Raw genomic sequence first — 14854 nt, forward strand, 5'->3', positions numbered from 1 at the left:
TCGGCTCGCCGGGCAGGGCCGGCCGGCCGAGCGGGCCGCCCGATGATCGCGTCCGTCAGCGGACCCGTCGAGCACGTCGGCCTCGACCGTGTCGTCGTCTCCGTCGGCGGCGTCGGGATGCTCGTCCACACGACGCCCGCGACGGCGGCCGGCTGCCGGCTCGGCGCGGACGCCTCCCTCGCGACGACCCTCGTCGTCCGCGAGGACTCGTTGACGCTCTTCGGGTTCGGGTCCCCGGAGGAGCGCGACATGTTCGACACACTCCAGACGGTGACCGGGGTCGGCCCGCGGCTCGCCCTCGCGCTCCTCGCCGTCCTCTCGCCGGACGAGCTGCGCCGCGCGGTCTCGCAGGCCGACCTCGTCGCCCTGACGAAGGTGCCCGGTGTCGGCAAGAAGGTCGCCGAGCGGCTCGCCCTCGAGCTTCGGGACAAGATCGGTATGCCGAGCGGCCCGGTGTCCGCCGCCGGCTCCGGCGCTCCCTCGGTCGCCGCGTCGCCGTGGCGCGAGCAGGTCACCGAGGCGCTGACCGGACTCGGCTGGCCGGTGAAGGCGGCCGGGGACGCGGTCGACAAGGTCGCGCCGGCCGACCCCGACGGCGCCGACGTCGAGGTCGCGACCGTCCTCCGGGACGCGCTCCGACTGCTCGGTGGACGATGAGCCACACTACTCGGTGGACGATGGGCTGCCGCGGTCCGGGCGAACCCTCCCCCTGGCTGGCTCCCCTCTGTTCGGACGGAGAAGTTGGGTGGGGACGGAGCAAGCAATTGCTCCGTCCCCACCCAACTTCTCCGTCCATGTGGGGGTTCGGCATGGTGCACTGATGGCGTGATGGTGGCCTGATGAGGTGGATGCGATGAGCGGGGACGCGGAGCTCACGGCGGCCGAGCGGGCAGCCCTCGACGCGCTGCGCACCGAGGACGGGTCGTTCGATGCGACGGGCCGGGTCGTCGACCCCGTCGAGGTGGACGACGAGCGGGTCGTCGAGGCGGCGCTGCGACCTCGACGGCTCGAGGAGTTCGCGGGGCAGCCGAAGGTGCGCGACCAGCTGTCCCTCGTCCTCGAGGCGGCGCGCCGGCGGGGGAGCCCGCCCGACCACGTCCTGCTGTCCGGGCCTCCGGGGCTCGGCAAGACGACCCTGGCCATGATGGTCGCCTCCGAGCTCGACCGGCCGATCCGGGTGACGAGCGGACCAGCCATCCAACATGCGGGAGACCTCGCCGCGCTCCTCTCCTCGCTCGTCGAGGGCGAGGTCCTCTTCCTCGACGAGATCCACCGGATGTCGCGCAGTGCCGAGGAAATGCTTTACCTCGCGATGGAGGACTTCCGGGTCGACGTCGTCGTCGGCAAGGGGCCGGGGGCGACGGCCATCCCGCTCGAGCTGCCGCCGTTCACGGTCGTCGGGGCGACGACCCGGGCCGGGCTGCTACCCGCGCCGCTGCGAGACCGGTTCGGATTCACCGGGCACCTCGACTTCTACGAGGTCGCCGACCTCATGACGATCCTGCGGCGGTCGGCCCGGCTGCTCGGCGTCGAGGCCGACGACACGGGCATCGCGGAGATCGCCTCCCGCTCCCGGGGGACACCCCGGATCGCGAACCGCCTCCTGCGCCGGGTCCGCGACTGGGCCCAGGTCCACGGCTCGGGCCTCGTCGACGAGGAGGCCGCGCACGCCGCGCTGGCCCTCTTCGACGTCGACGCGGCCGGCCTCGACCGGCTCGACCGGGCCGTCCTCGAGGCACTGTGCCGCCGGTTCGGGGGTGGTCCGGTGGGCCTGTCCACCCTCGCCGTCGCCGTCGGGGAGGAGTCCGACACCGTCGAGACGGTGGCTGAGCCGTTCCTCGTCCGGGAGGGGTTCGTCATCCGCACGCCCCGCGGCCGTGCCGCCGCCCCGAAGGCGTGGCGTCACCTCGGCCTGTCCGTCCCACGGTCCGCGATGACCCAGGACGCGCTTCCTCTCGACGACGACGACGCCCCGACCGGCCGCTTCACCTCCTGACCGCCCCGCCGCCACGGCCTGGCGTATGGGGGGAGTCGTGAAGGGTGGTGCTCAGGCCCCGATCGGGTGGCAGATCGCCAAGGGGGTGTGGTGCAGAGGCCCCGATCGGGTGCCAGATGGCTAGCCGGTCGGCCCGGGCGGGGTTGGCTGTCGGGGATGAGCTCGGGGTGAGATGGTGCTCAGGCCCCGATTGGGTGCCAGATGGCCAAGGGGGTGTGGCGCAGAGACCCCGATTGGGTGCCAGATGGCCAGGGGGGTGTGGTGCAGAGGCCCCGATCGGGTGGCAGATCGCCAGGGGGGTGTGGTGCAGAGGCCCCGATCGGGTGGCAGATGGCTAGCTGGTCGGCCCCGGCGGGCTTGACGGGCTGTCGGGGATGAGCTCGGGGTGAGGTGGTGCTCAGGCCCCGATCGGGTGGCAGATGGCCAAGGGGGTGTGGTGCAGAGACCCCGATCGGGTGGCAGATGGCCAGGGGGTGTGGTGCTCAGGCCCCGATCGGGTGCCAGATGGCCAGGGGGGTGTGGTGCAGAGACCCCGATCGGGTGGCAGATCGCCAGGTCGTGGGCGTCAGGCCTCGCGACGACGGGCGACGAGGCGCCAGCCGAGGAGCAGGAGCGCGAGGACGAGGGTGGCGACGACGACGAACGAGGGCTGGACGCCCTGGCCGAGGAGCGAGCGCAGCACCATCCCGACCACGATGACGCACGCGAGGACGAGGATCCCGGTGCGCCAGGCATACGGCTCCCAGCGTTGCCAGTCGATGACGAGCCACGCGACGAGAACCCCGCCGAGGAACGGCCCGGCGGTGTCGATGAGCCCGTTGAGCGTCAGGCCCTCCCCGTGGGAGATGCGCCCGACGGCGGCGAAGAGGATGACGGCCACGGCGTCGACGGCCCACGCCGAGGCGTCGGCGCGGCGTCGGACGGGTCTCACCACGGACAGGTCCTAGTGGGCATGGTCGAAGAGCGAGCGCTGCGGCGGCGCGTGGGTGGGGTCGACGCCGTCGAAGAGGCTGCTCACCGACTCGCCGGCGTGGATCCGCGAGATGGCCTCCGCGAAGAGCTGGGAGACGCTGCGGATCTGCAGCTCGGGCCAGCCGGTGGGTTCGGGGACGGTGTCGGTCGTCACGACCTGGCTGACCATCGGGTGCCGGCGCAGCCGCTCGACGGCCTTGCCGCGGAACAGCCCGTGCGTGCACGCGACGGCCGCCTCGGTGCAGCCGAAGTCCTTGAGCCGGTCGAGGAGCTCGACGATCGACCCGCCCGTCGCGATCTCGTCGTCGAGGATGATGGCCCGCCGCCCCTCCACGTCGCCGACGATGGCGTCGATGATGACCTTGTCGTCGGCGAGGCGCTGCTTGCTGCCCGCCGCGACCGGCAGGCCGAGCAGCCGGGAGAACTGGGTCGCCGTCTTGGCGTTGCCGAGGTCGGGGGAGACGACGACCATGTCGTCGAGGTCGGTCCCGCGGAAGTGGTCGGCGAGGACGCCGATCGCCGTGAGGTGGTCGACGGGCACCGAGAAGAACCCGTGGACCTGCGGGGCGTGCAGCGTCATGGTGAGCACGCGGTCGGTGCCGGCGGTCGCGAGCATGTCCGCGACGAGACGCCCCCCGAGGCTGATCCGGGAGGCGTCCTTCTTGTCCGACCTGGCATACGCGAAGTGCGGCATGACGGCGGTGATCTGCGCCGCCGACGCACCGCGCGCGGCGTCGATCATGAGCAGGAGCTCCATGAGGTTCTCCTGCGTCGGGGGGACGAGTGGCTGGACGATGTAGACGTCGCGCTGCCGGCAGTTGGTCAGCAGCTGGGCCTGGAGGCAGTCGTTGCTGAACCGCTTGATGTCGACGGGCGAGAGCTCCACGCCGAGGTGGTCACAGATCCGGCGAGCGAGGGCGGGGTGTGCGCTTCCGGAGAAGACGACCACGTCGCGCATGAGACAAGCCTAACGGCCGGTCGGGCGCGGATGGGGCGCTGACCTAGGCTGATCTTGTGAGCGTGCGCCGAGTCATGGGGATCGAGACCGAATACGGCATCTCCGTGCCGGGCAACCCGAGCGCCAACCCGATGCTCCTGTCCGGTCAGGTCGTCAACGCGTATGCGACGGGCCGGGGCATCCAGGCCGCCCGGGCCTCGTGGGACTACGCCGACGAGCAGCCCCTCCACGACGCGCGGGGATTCGACATGGGTCGCGGCCAGGCCCACCCGAGCCAGCTCACCGACGAGGGCGCCGACACCGAGGACCCGACCCTCGCGAACGTCGTCCTCACCAACGGCGCCCGCCTCTACGTCGACCACGCGCACCCCGAGTACAGCTCGCCGGAGGTGACGAGCCCCCGGGACGTGGTCGTGTGGGACAAGGCCGGCGAGGTCATCATGCGGGAGGCGGCGCGCCGCCTGTCCGTCGTGCCGCCCGGCGTGAACCTCTACAAGAACAACACCGACGGCAAGGGCGCGAGCTACGGCACCCACGAGAACTACCTCATGTCGCGGCGGACCCCGTTCGCCGACATCATCCGCCATCTCGTCCCCTTCTTCGTCGTCCGCCAGGTGATGTGCGGTGCCGGGCGCGTCGGCATCGGCGTCGACAGCCGGACGCCGGGCTACCAGATCGCCTCGCGCAGCGACTTCTTCGAGGTCGAGGTCGGGCTGGAGACGACCCTCAAGCGGCCCATCATCAACACCCGCGACGAGCCGCACGCCGTCGCCGACCTCTACCGGCGGCTCCACGTCATCATCGGCGACGCCAACCACTGCGACGTCGCGAACCTCGTCAAGCTCGGCTCGACGAGCCTCGTCCTCGCGATGATCGAGGACGGCTTCATCGCCGAGGACCTGTCCGTCCACCGGCCCGTCGCGACCCTCCAGGCCGTCTCCCACGACCCGTCGCTGCGGACGAAGGTCGAGATGTCCGACGGCGCGCAGATGACGGCGGTCCAGCTCCTCTGGCGTTACTACGAGCTGTCCCGGGCCTACCTCGACGAGCGGCACGGCGGCATACCGGACGAGGACACGGCCGAGGTGCTCCGGTGGTGGGAGAGCATCCTCACCCACCTCGAGGCCGACCCGATGAGCGCGCGCCGGGAGGTCGACTGGGTCGCCAAGCTCGCCGTCCTCGAGGGCTACCGCGACCGCGACGGCCTCGAGTGGGGCGACCCGCGGCTGCGGGCCATCGACATCCAGTGGTCCGACGTCCGCCTCGAGAAGGGCGTCTTCAACCGGCTCGAGCGGTCCGGGCGGTTCGAGCGGCTCGTCGACGAGGACGCCGTGCGGTATGCCGTGACGACGCCTCCCGAGGACACGCGGGCCTGGTTCCGCGGCCAGTGCCTCGCCCGCTTCCCCCGCGAGGTGGTCGCCGCCTCGTGGGACTCGGTCATCTTCGACGTGCCCGGCGCCCCGACGATGCAGCGCGTCCCCACCCTCGACCCCCACCGCGGCACTCGGGCCCACGTCGGGGCGGTCCTCGAGCGGTCCGCCGACGCGGCGTCCCTCATCGCGGGCCTCGCTGACGTCCCCGAGCCTCGCGACTAGGGTTTCGGGTAGGAGCACATGTCGGGTGGATGCCACCCAGGACCGGTAGGAGGCCACGATGGCAGGGCAGGAGCAGACCCGTCCGCAGCGACGCGACGACGGTCCCGACGAGGGCCCCGGGCCGGATGCCGCGCCCCCCGCCCAGGGAGCGGCCGCGGACACCGACATCGACGACATCCTCGACGAGATCGACGGCGTCCTGGAGACCAACGCGGAGGAGTTCGTCCGCGGGTTCGTCCAGAAGGGCGGCCAGTGACGGCGGCACCCGGAGGGCGACTGCCCCCCGCATACCTCGCCGCAGGCTCCTCGTCGTTCACCGACTTCGTCGCCGCCCACGACCCCTCGCTGCTGCCGCACCGGCGGCCGCTGCCGCCGGGGACCTCGCTCGACGCGCCGCACGGGACGACGATCGTCACGGTCTCCTTCGACGGCGGCGTCGTCATGGCCGGTGACCGGCGCGCGACGATGGGCAACATCATCGCCAACCGCGACATGGAGAAGGTGTTCGCGACCGACGAGTACAGCGCGGTCGGCATCGCCGGCACGGCCGGCATAGCGATCGAGCTGGTCCGGCTCTTCCAGGTCGAGCTGGAGCACTACGAGAAGATCGAGGGCACCCTGATGTCCTTGGAGGGCAAGGCGAACCGGCTCGCGTCGATGATCCGGTCCAACCTCGGCCTCGCGATGCAGGGCCTGTCCGTCGTGCCGCTCTTCGCCGGCTACGACCTCCAGCGCGGCACCGGCCGGATCTTCTCCTACGACGTGACGGGCGGCTGCTACGAGGAGCACGACCACCACGGTGTCGGGTCGGGCTCCCTCTTCGCCCGGGGGTCGATGAAGAAGACGTGGCGGCCCGGGCTGGACCGGGACGGTGCGGTGCGGGTGGCCGTCGAGGCGCTCTACGACGCGGCCGATGACGACAGCGCGACGGGCGGCCCCGACCTGAGCCGCCGGATCTGGCCGACGATCGTCAGCCTCGACGCCGACGGGGCCGTGTTCCGCTCCGACGAGGAGGTCGCCGGGGTGGTCACCGCCGTCGTCGCCGAGCGCGAGGGCAACCCGGGCGGAGGTCCCCGATGAGCATCACCCCGCGACGTTCTTCGCTCCTTCGTCGCTCCGATACTTCGCGGGGGCCCCGATGAGCATCACCCCACGACGTTCTTCGCTCCTTCGTCGCTCCGATACTTCGCGGGGGCCTCGATGACCAGCATGCCGTTCTACGTCTCGCCCGAGCAGCTCATGAAGGACCGGGCGGACTTCGCCCGCAAGGGCATCGCCCGGGGCCGGTCGGTCGTCGTCCTCGGCTACGACCACGGCATCGCCTTCGTCGCCGAGAACCCCTCCCGGGCCCTCCACAAGGTCTCCGAGATCTACGACCGGATCGCCTTCGCGGCCGTCGGCAAGTACAACGAGTTCGAGAACCTCCGGGTCGCCGGCGTCCGGTATGCCGACCTGCGCGGCTACTCCTACGACCGCTCCGACGTCACGGCCCGCGGTCTCGCCAACGCCTACGCCCAGACGCTCGGCACTGTCTTCATCCAGGAGTCCAAGCCCTACGAGGTCGAGATCGTCGTCGCGGAGGTCGGGACCACGGCGGAGGAGGACCAGATCTACCGCCTCACCTACGACGGGTCGGTCGCCGACGAGCACGGCTACGTCGTCATGGGCGGTGCCGCCGAGCCCATCGACCAGGCGCTCAGCGAGCGGTGGCACCCGGGCATGACCCTCGGGGACGCGCTGACCCTCGCCGTCGAGCTCCTCGGCAAGGACGGGAACGGCGGCGACGCCGACCGGCAGCTCGGGCCGGCCCAGCTCGAGGTGGCCGTCCTGGACCGCAACCGGCCGCGCCGCACCTTCCGCCGCATCGCCGGCCCGCTCCTGGAGCGGCTGCTGTCGCGCGACGACCCGACGAGCGACGTGCCGACGGTCGACGACGCCGGCCCCGGCCCGCACGACGTGCTGACCGGTGATACGTCGGTCACGGGCGACAGCACCCGGGAGGCCGCGACGAACCCGCAGACGCAGCGCCCCGAGGACGCCTGACGGCGGTGGGGCCGTCCGGTGTTATCGGGTGACCCCAGAAGACTGAGCCTCACCCGACAACGCAACTCGGGTGAGGCTCAGTGTTATCGGGTGACCCGATAAAGCGGCAGGGGCGCCGGCACGGCCGGCACGGCCGGGCAGGTGCAGAGGGGCTGCCCCGGCTTTCAGCCCTGGGGCTGGGTGATGTACCGGAGGTAGGGCTTGACGACCTCGACGCCGTCGTACCGCTCCCGCGCGTCCTCGGTCGACACGGACGGGGCGATGATGACCTTGTCGCCCTTGCGCCAGTCGACGGGCGTGGAGTACGGCCCCGCGTCGTTGACCTGGAGGGCGTCGAGGGTGCGGAGGATCTCGTCGAAGTTGCGGCCGGCGCTCTTGGGGTAGGTGAGCGTGAGCCGCACCTTGCCGGCCGGGTCGATGATGAAGACCGAGCGGACCGGCGACGTGTCGCCCTCGCCCGGGTGGATCATGCCGTAGAGCTCGGACACCTCACGGTCCGGGTCGGCGATGATCGGGTAGTCGACACCCGTCCCGGCGGTGTCCTCGATGTCGGACTTCCACGCCGTGTGGTCGTCGAGCACGTCGACGCTCACCGCGAGGACCTTCGTGTTGCGGGCGGCCCACTCGTCCTTGAGCTGCGCGACGCGAGCGAGCTCCGTCGTGCAGACGGGCGTGAAGTCGGCCGGGTGGCTGAAGAGGACCGCCCACGCGTCGCCCTTCCAGTCGAGGAAGTCGAGCTCGCCTTCGGTCGTCGAGGCGGTGAAGTTCGGGGCAGCGTCGCCGAGGCGCAGCGAAGTCACGTGAGGTGCTCCTGGGTCGAGATGAAGTAACGTCTGGTTCAGTAACCCATAACTCGGCGTGATCGTCCACCGATCGGATGGGTTGTTCCAGTATGCGGACAGCGCGGTCACGGGGCCGTCGCACCGCCGGGCGCCTAGAGTGGGTTCATGGAGCGCCGGATCTTCGGGATCGAGAACGAGTACGGCATCACGTGCACGTCCCAGGGCCAGCGCACGCTGACACCCGACGAGGTGGCACGGTACCTCTTCCGCAAGGTCGTCGCCTGGGGCCGGTCGAGCAACGTCTTCCTCTCCAACGGGTCACGCCTCTACCTCGACGTCGGCTCCCACCCGGAGTATGCGACGCCCGAGTGCGACGACGTCCGCGAGCTCGTCGTCCACGACAAGGCGGGGGAGCGGGTCATCGAGGGCCTCGTCGCCGACGCACAGACCCGGCTCGCCGAGGAGGGCGTGGCCGGCACGATCTACGTCTTCAAGAACAACACCGACTCGGCCGGCAACTCCTACGGCTGCCACGAGAACTACCTCGTCGGCCGCGCGGGGGAGTTCCAGGCCTTCTCCGACGTCCTGCTGCCCTTCCTCGTGACCCGGCAGCTCACGTGCGGCGCGGGCAAGGTCATCCAGACCTCCAAGGGCGCCTTCTTCAGCGTGAGCCAGCGGGCCGACCACATCTGGGAGGGCGTCTCGTCGGCGACGACGCGCAGCCGCCCGATCATCAACACCCGCGACGAGCCGCACGCCGACGCCGAGCACTACCGCCGCCTCCACGTCATCGTCGGCGACTCGAACATGAGCGAGGCGACGACCCTGCTCAAGGTCGGCTCGGCGGACCTCGTCCTCCAGATGATCGAGGCGGGGGTCGTCATGCGCGACATGACACTGGAGAACCCGATCCGCGCGATCCGCGAGATCAGCCACGACCTCACCGGGCGGCGGCCGGTCCGGCTGGCGAACGGGCGGCAGCTGTCGGCGCTGCAGATCCAGACCGAGTACCTCGAGCGAGCCCAGTCCTACGTCGACCGGGTCGGGTCGGAGAGCCTGGTCCACAAGCAGGTCCTCGACCTGTGGTCGCGGACCCTCGAGGCGGTCTCGACCGACCGGCTCTCGCTCGTGGAGACCGAGATCGACTGGGTCATCAAGCACCGGCTCATCGACTCGTATGCCGCGAAGCACGGCATACCGCTGGAGCACCCCCGTATCGCCCAGATCGACCTCGCCTACCACGACATCGACCGGCAGCGGGGCCTCTTCTACGTCCTCCAGCGCGCCGGCAAGGTGACGCGCGTCGTGACCGACGACGAGATCGAGGAGGCGACGACGACCCCGCCGCAGACGACCCGGGCCAAGCTGCGGGGAGACTTCGTCGCCGCGGCGCAGCAGCACCGGCGGGACTTCACCGTCGACTGGGTGCACCTCAAGCTCAACGACCAGGCGCAGCGCACGGTCCTGTGCAAGGACCCGTTCCTCTCCCACGACCCGCGGGTCGACCGTCTCATCGAGGGCATGGCCGCCAGCGGCTGAACGCCGGCTGGGAGAACGCTGACCGCGGCGATTCGGCATCCACAGACGCGGCCGTTATCGTGAGCGGGCTCTCCAAACCCTATCCGTGAGGTCTCCCACCCCGTGAACTCCCGTGCCCGCGTCGCCGCCGTCCTGCTCGCCGCCTCGACCCTCGTGGTGGCCGCCTGCGGCTCCGGCGGCTCCTCCTCGTCGTCGTCCTCCTCGTCCGCGTCGGGCCAGATCGCCGCGGTGAAGGTCGTCGGCGCCGACGCCAAGAAGACGCCGGCCATCACGCTGCCGGAGAAGCCGTTCAAGGTCACCAAGACCGAGACCCGGGTCATCACGGAGGGCAAGGGCGCGACCCTGAAGAGCGGCCAGGTCGCCTCGGTGTCCCTCGCGGTCGTCAACGGCACGAGCGGGAAGACGGTCAACAGCAACTACGAGTCCGCCCCGACGGGGCTGCCCGTCGGCGACACGACGGTCATCGCCGGGCTGAAGAAGGCGCTCGACAACCAGAAGATCGGCTCCCGGGTCCTCGTCGCGATCCCGCCGGCGGACGGGTTCGGCACGCAGGGCGCGACGTCGCTCGGCATCGCCGCCGACGACACGATGGTCGTCCTCATGGACATCCGCTCCGCCGTGACGATGCTCCCCGCCGCCACCGGCACGGCGGTCGCCCCCAAGAAGGGCCTGCCGACCGTCGTGTTCAACAAGGACAAGGCGGCGACGATCACCATCCCCAAGGGGGAGAAGGCCCCGACGAAGCTCGTCGTCCAGCCGCTCGTCGAGGGCACCGGCGCGACGGTGAAGAAGGGGCAGACGGTCCGCGCGACATACACCGGTGTCCTGTGGCGCAACGGGAAGGTCTTCGACAGCGCGTGGGCGCACGACCCCGCATACATCGAGTTCCCCGCGGGCGAGGGCCAGGTCATCAAGGGCTGGGACACCTCCGTCGTCGGCCAGAAGGTCGGCAGCCGGCTGCTCCTCGTCGTCCCGCCGGCCCAGGGCTACGGCTCGGCCGGGAGCGGCGAGATCAAGGGGACCGACACGATGGTCTTCGTCATGGACATCCTCGGGGCGTACTGACCAGGGCCTCGCGCACTCCTCACCCACCCACCGCGGAAGGAACCATCCGTATGCCGTTCGACCCCGACACGACCAAGCCCGAGATCGACTTCCCCGGCGACGAGCCGCCGACCGACCTCGTCATCGAGGACATCACCGTCGGCGACGGGGCGGAGGCGACACCCGGGAGCACCGTGCGGGCCCACTACGTCGGCGTCGCGCACTCGACGGGGGAGGAGTTCGACGCCTCGTGGAACCGTGGGGCGCCGCTCGACTTCCGTGTCGGGGTCGGCCGGGTCATCCAGGGGTGGGACGACGGCATCGTCGGGATGCGGGTCGGCGGGCGGCGCCGGCTGACGATCCCGCCGCACCTCGGGTACGGCGACCGCGGCGCGGGTGGCGTCATCAAGGGCGGCGAGACGCTCATCTTCGTCGTCGACCTCGTCGACGTGCGCTGACCCTGGATCACGTGGGCGTCGCCGGCACGAGCGACGCGGCGTGCCGGCCGGCGACGGCGGCGTAGAGGAACGGCTCGGGGTCGACGTCGAGGCCGCGGCCCATCGTCGAGAGCCGCACGGGCGCCTCGGCGAGCGCGTCGAGCAGCCCCTCCGTCGGGACCTCGACGATCGAGAGCCGGCCCGTCGCGGCGAGGCTCAGCTCCTCGGCCGCGTCGAGCACCTCCTGCTGGAGCGGGTTCTCGGGCGCGCAGACCGGGACGTCAGCCGCGCCGAGGACGATCCGTCCGTAGGCCGTGAGGCTGTGGTGGGAGATGCCGCGGTGGCGGCCCCGCGGGTCCGATCCGGAGACCCGGAGCGCGGCGATCCCGTGTCCGTGGAGTGTCCACGCGGCGTTGAGTGCCTCCCCGCACGCGAGGCCGGAGAAGCCCCACGGGGTGCCCGTTCCGACGTTGCCGGGTCCCTGGACGACGACGGCGACATCGGCTCCGAGGACGTGCCGGGCGGCGAGCAGCCCGGAGTGGAGCGACACCGCCTCGTGGTCGCCGCCGAACGCCTGCCCCACGGTGACCGACGCGGCGAGCCATCCGGTCGACCGGAGCGTCGCGACGGTGCGGGAGAACGCCAGGGGCAGGGCCCCGCCGTCCGTCATGAGATAGACGACCCGGGCGTCCGGCCGGTCGAGGAGGAGGCCGGCGAGGACGGCCGGCAGGGCCGAGTGGAGGTCGGCGACGACGACGGGGAGGCCGAGCAGGTCGCCGTCGCGGACGCTCGGGTCGTCGGACAGGGTCGCGTGGTGGGGGCTGTCCTGCTCGTCGACGGCGAGGAACATCTGCTGCTGCGGCGTGTAGCGCGCCTTGACGATGTGGCCCGCCGCAGGCGGCGGGTCGGCGGGGAGCCGGTCGGGGACCGCGACGACGAGGGCCAGCCCGCCGGTGCCGAGCCCGCGCGCGAGGGCCGACACGTTGAGGAGCACCCGGTCGCCGGGACGCGGCTCGCCGACGACGGCCGGGTATGCCAACGCCCGCACCTCCCCGGCCACGTCGGACGTGGGGTGGTGCACAGGCCCCGATCGGGTGCCAGAACGCCAGGAGTCGCTCGTCGCGTCGGGGGCGGGGGAGACCTCGACGGCATACTCCACGGCCCCGGCCCAGCGCCCCGTCTCCCGCACCACGGTCCCCTCGCGCCACTGCATCATGTCGGGAAGGATATCCGCGCCGATCCGGACTAGTGTTCTGTCCCATGAGCGCCCCGACCGGCCCCGCGGCCAAGACCGAGCGGCTGCTCAACCTCGTCCTCTGTCTCCTCTACACGAGGCGCCCGCTCCCGAAGTCCCGGCTCCGCGAGATGGTCCCGCAGTACCATCGGGCCCCGACGACCGAGGCCTTCGACCGGATGTTCGAGCGGGACAAGGACGAGCTGCGCGACCTCGGCATCCCCCTCGTCACCGAGGACCTCAACTCGATCTGGGACGACGAGCCGGGCTATCGGATCCACCAGCGCGACTACGCCCTCCCCGACATCACCTTCGAGCCCGACGAGCTGGCGGTCCTCGGCCTCGCGAGCCGGACGTGGGCGCAGGCCTCCCTCGCCGGCCCGGCTGCCGAGGCGATCCGCAAGCTGCGGGCGGCCGGCATCGAGCGCGACGAGGACTCCCTCGTCGGCATCGAGCCACGCCTGCGGACGACCGAGCCGGCGTTCGAGGCGGTCCGCCGGGCCGTCCTCGGCCAGCAGGTCATCACCTTCGACTACCGCCGCTCCGACGGCGAGGTCCGCACCCGGCGGGTCCACCCGTGGGGGATGGCGTCGTGGCACGGCCGGTGGTACCTCACCGGGTTCGACGAGGCCCGCGACGCCGAGCGGCTCTTCCGGCTCTCCCGCGTCGTCGGCCCGGTGACCCCGGACCCGGACGCGCCGCCGTATGCCGTGCCGGAGGACCACGACCCGGCCGCCTCGGTGCGGCGGACGACGAGCGACCGGCCGAGCCCGGAGCCGGCGGTCGTCCGGGTCCGCGCCGGGCAGGGCCACGCGCTGCGTCGCCGCGCCCGGACGGCCGAGGACGTCGACGAGTTCTGGACCCGGCTCGAGGTCGAGTACGCCGACGTCGACTCGCTCGTCGACGAGCTCGTCGGCTACGGCTCCGACGTCGTCGCGCAGGCGCCGCCGGAGCTCGTCCGGGCCGTCGTCACCCGGCTGCGGGGCGCCCTGGCCACCCACGGGGCGCCGGGAGCGGCCCGATGAGCCCAGCGGCCGTCGAGACGGCCACCGCCCGGCTGTCCCGCCTCCTCACCCTCGTCCCGTGGCTCGCGAACCGGCCGGGCATCGGCGTCGAGGAGGCGGCCGCGGGGCTCGGCATCACGCCCGAGCAGCTCCAGGCCGACCTCGACCTCATCTACCTGTGCGGCTACGGCCAGATGCCCGACGAGCTCATCGAGGTCGACTCCGAGGGCGGCCGGATCGTCGTCCGGAACGCCGAGACGATCGCCCGGCCCCTCCGGCTCGGCGTCGACGAGGCCATCACCCTCATGGTCGGCCTCCGCGCCCTCGCCGAGGTGCCGGGCATCACCGACACCGACGCCGTCGGGCGGGCGCTCGCCAAGCTCGAGGAGGCGACCGGTGCCGCTGCGGAGGCGGCGTCGCGGGTGGCCGTCGACATCAGCGACGCGGCGTCCGCCGTCATGCTCGCCCGCGCGAGGGAGGCGGTCGAGAGGCACCGGCGCGTGCAGCTGCGCTACCTCGTGCCGAGCCGCGACGAGACGACCGAGCGCGACGTCGACCCGATGCGGGTCGTCAACATCGACGCCCACTGGTACCTCGAGGGTTGGTGCCACCGCGCCCAGGACACCCGGCTGTTCCGCATGGACCGCGTCGAGGACCTCACCGTCCTCGACGTCGACGGGACGCCGCCGCCCGACGCCACGGCGCGGGACCTCGATCTCGGAGCCTTCCAGGCCGGACCCGAGGACCCGCTCGTCACCCTGCTCCTCGCGCCCGGCGCCCGCTGGGTCGCCGACTACTACCCCGTCGAGTCGGTCACCGAGCGTGCCGACGGAGGGCTGGAGGTGTCGCTGCGGACCGGTGACACCGAGTGGCTGCGCCGGCTCGTCCTGCGTCTCGGCGGCCTCGGGCGGGTCGTCGAGCCGGCCGGGCTCGCCGACGAGGTGGCCCACGCGGCCGCCGCCGCGCTCACGGCATACGAGGGGATCGACTGATGCTTCCCTGGTGGGGCTGGCTGCTGCTCTGGGTATGCCTCGTGCTCGCCTCCGCCGCTCTCCTCGCGTGGGTCGGGTGGCGGGCGTGGCGGTCGGCGAAGGCCCTCTCGAAGGAGCTCGGGCAGGCCGAGCGGCTCCTCGCCGCGCTCGAGACGGAGCGGGACCGGCTGGCCCCGGGGCCCGGGGCCGAGGACGTCCGGCTCGCCGTCTTCGAGAACCCGGCGAGCCTCGCCGCGGAGTACGTCGAGGAGCGGCAGG

The 14854-nt window shown here is 72.0% G+C and carries 16 protein-coding genes; 12 read left to right on the top strand and 4 right to left on the bottom strand.

The features are described 5' to 3' along the window. Both ruvA and ruvB read left to right on the top strand, forming a co-directional pair. The coding region (ruvA, locus tag BN12_RS13815) for a Holliday junction branch migration protein RuvA (protein ID WP_327152657.1) at positions 1 to 657 on the top strand (657 nt) is incomplete at its 5' end. A gap of 196 nt (positions 658 to 853) precedes the next feature. Next, a complete protein-coding gene (gene ruvB, locus BN12_RS13820; RefSeq protein ID WP_048553301.1) occupies positions 854 to 1996 on the top strand; it encodes a Holliday junction branch migration DNA helicase RuvB in 1143 nt (380 codons plus the stop codon). A gap of 565 nt (positions 1997 to 2561) precedes the next feature. Here the strand turns inward: ruvB and BN12_RS13825 are convergent. After that, complete coding sequence (locus BN12_RS13825) at positions 2562 to 2930, bottom strand: DUF3054 domain-containing protein (RefSeq protein ID WP_200901217.1); 369 nt, start codon at positions 2928 to 2930, stop codon at positions 2562 to 2564. Between the two features lie 9 nt (positions 2931 to 2939). Then, entirely contained in the window at positions 2940 to 3926 is a 987-nt protein-coding gene (locus BN12_RS13830) for a ribose-phosphate diphosphokinase (protein ID WP_048553303.1), read from the bottom strand. Positions 3927 to 4000: 74 nt separating this feature from the next. Between BN12_RS13830 and dop the strand changes: the two genes are divergently transcribed. From dop to prcA, 4 genes are all read left to right on the top strand, one after another. After that, on the top strand, positions 4001 to 5521 hold the full coding sequence (dop, locus tag BN12_RS13835; protein WP_048553305.1) for a depupylase/deamidase Dop: 1521 nt from the start codon (positions 4001 to 4003) through the stop codon (positions 5519 to 5521). A gap of 58 nt (positions 5522 to 5579) precedes the next feature. Further along, positions 5580 to 5777, top strand: a complete 198-nt coding sequence (locus BN12_RS26180) for a ubiquitin-like protein Pup (protein WP_048553306.1) — start codon at positions 5580 to 5582, stop codon at positions 5775 to 5777. Beyond that, positions 5774 to 6601, top strand: coding sequence for a proteasome subunit beta (gene prcB / locus BN12_RS13845; RefSeq protein WP_048553308.1), 828 nt, complete (start codon positions 5774 to 5776; stop codon positions 6599 to 6601). Before BN12_RS26180 ends, prcB begins: the two co-directional genes overlap by 4 nt. Before the next feature lie 120 nt (positions 6602 to 6721). Further along, complete coding sequence (prcA, locus tag BN12_RS13850) at positions 6722 to 7564, top strand: proteasome subunit alpha (protein WP_048553309.1); 843 nt, start codon at positions 6722 to 6724, stop codon at positions 7562 to 7564. 164 nt (positions 7565 to 7728) lie between these two features. Here the strand turns inward: prcA and BN12_RS13855 are convergent, their stop codons facing one another. Further along, positions 7729 to 8364 carry a peroxiredoxin gene (locus BN12_RS13855; protein WP_048553310.1) on the bottom strand — a complete coding sequence of 212 codons (636 nt, stop codon included), beginning with the start codon at positions 8362 to 8364 and terminating at the stop codon, positions 7729 to 7731. Between the two features lie 147 nt (positions 8365 to 8511). Here BN12_RS13855 and pafA point away from each other — a divergent pair, with 147 nt between their 5' ends. The 3 genes from pafA (at position 8512) to BN12_RS13870 (ending at position 11387) form a co-directional block, all read left to right on the top strand. After that, positions 8512 to 9885 carry a Pup--protein ligase gene (pafA, locus tag BN12_RS13860; RefSeq protein WP_048553312.1) on the top strand — a complete coding sequence of 458 codons (1374 nt, stop codon included), beginning with the start codon at positions 8512 to 8514 and terminating at the stop codon, positions 9883 to 9885. 102 nt (positions 9886 to 9987) lie between these two features. Further along, complete coding sequence (locus tag BN12_RS13865; protein WP_048553314.1) at positions 9988 to 10950, top strand: FKBP-type peptidyl-prolyl cis-trans isomerase; 963 nt, start codon at positions 9988 to 9990, stop codon at positions 10948 to 10950. Between the two features lie 50 nt (positions 10951 to 11000). Continuing rightward, complete coding sequence (locus BN12_RS13870) at positions 11001 to 11387, top strand: FKBP-type peptidyl-prolyl cis-trans isomerase (RefSeq protein ID WP_048553316.1); 387 nt, start codon at positions 11001 to 11003, stop codon at positions 11385 to 11387. A 7-nt stretch (positions 11388 to 11394) separates the two neighbouring features. Here the strand turns inward: BN12_RS13870 and BN12_RS13875 are convergent, their stop codons facing one another. After that, positions 11395 to 12582 carry a DUF3866 family protein gene (locus tag BN12_RS13875; RefSeq protein WP_083454646.1) on the bottom strand — a complete coding sequence of 396 codons (1188 nt, stop codon included), beginning with the start codon at positions 12580 to 12582 and terminating at the stop codon, positions 11395 to 11397. A gap of 44 nt (positions 12583 to 12626) precedes the next feature. Between BN12_RS13875 and BN12_RS13880 the strand changes: the two genes are divergently transcribed. The 3 genes from BN12_RS13880 to BN12_RS25225 form a co-directional block, all read left to right on the top strand. Further along, positions 12627 to 13625, top strand: a complete 999-nt coding sequence (locus BN12_RS13880) for a helix-turn-helix transcriptional regulator (protein ID WP_048553318.1) — start codon at positions 12627 to 12629, stop codon at positions 13623 to 13625. Next, entirely contained in the window at positions 13622 to 14596 is a 975-nt protein-coding gene (locus BN12_RS13885; RefSeq protein ID WP_048553320.1) for a helix-turn-helix transcriptional regulator, read from the top strand. Before BN12_RS13880 ends, BN12_RS13885 begins: the two co-directional genes overlap by 4 nt. Next, on the top strand, positions 14596 to 14854 hold a 259-nt coding region (locus tag BN12_RS25225; protein WP_048553322.1), incomplete at its 3' end, for a hypothetical protein. The genes BN12_RS13885 and BN12_RS25225, both read left to right, overlap by 1 nt.

It is taken from the genome of Nostocoides japonicum T1-X7, assembly GCF_001046855.1.
In the GTDB taxonomy this organism is placed as follows: Bacteria; Actinomycetota; Actinomycetes; order Actinomycetales; family Dermatophilaceae; genus Nostocoides; species Nostocoides japonicum.

Bases quoted from the DNA above. Each gene is read 5' to 3' on its own strand.
- ruvB (WP_048553301.1), top strand. From the start codon at position 854: ATGAGCGGGGACGCGGAGCTCACGGCGGCCGAGCGGGCAGCCCTCGAC.
- BN12_RS13830 (WP_048553303.1), bottom strand. From the start codon at position 3,926: ATGCGCGACGTGGTCGTCTTCTCCGGAAGCGCACACCCCGCCCTCGCT.
- dop (WP_048553305.1), top strand. From the start codon at position 4,001: ATGGGGATCGAGACCGAATACGGCATCTCCGTGCCGGGCAACCCGAGC.
- BN12_RS26180 (WP_048553306.1), top strand. From the start codon at position 5,580: ATGGCAGGGCAGGAGCAGACCCGTCCGCAGCGACGCGACGACGGTCCC.
- prcA (WP_048553309.1), top strand. From the start codon at position 6,722: ATGACCAGCATGCCGTTCTACGTCTCGCCCGAGCAGCTCATGAAGGAC.
- pafA (WP_048553312.1), top strand. From the start codon at position 8,512: ATGGAGCGCCGGATCTTCGGGATCGAGAACGAGTACGGCATCACGTGC.
- BN12_RS13870 (WP_048553316.1), top strand. From the start codon at position 11,001: ATGCCGTTCGACCCCGACACGACCAAGCCCGAGATCGACTTCCCCGGC.
- BN12_RS13875 (WP_083454646.1), bottom strand. From the start codon at position 12,582: ATGATGCAGTGGCGCGAGGGGACCGTGGTGCGGGAGACGGGGCGCTGG.
- BN12_RS13880 (WP_048553318.1), top strand. From the start codon at position 12,627: ATGAGCGCCCCGACCGGCCCCGCGGCCAAGACCGAGCGGCTGCTCAAC.
- BN12_RS13885 (WP_048553320.1), top strand. From the start codon at position 13,622: ATGAGCCCAGCGGCCGTCGAGACGGCCACCGCCCGGCTGTCCCGCCTC.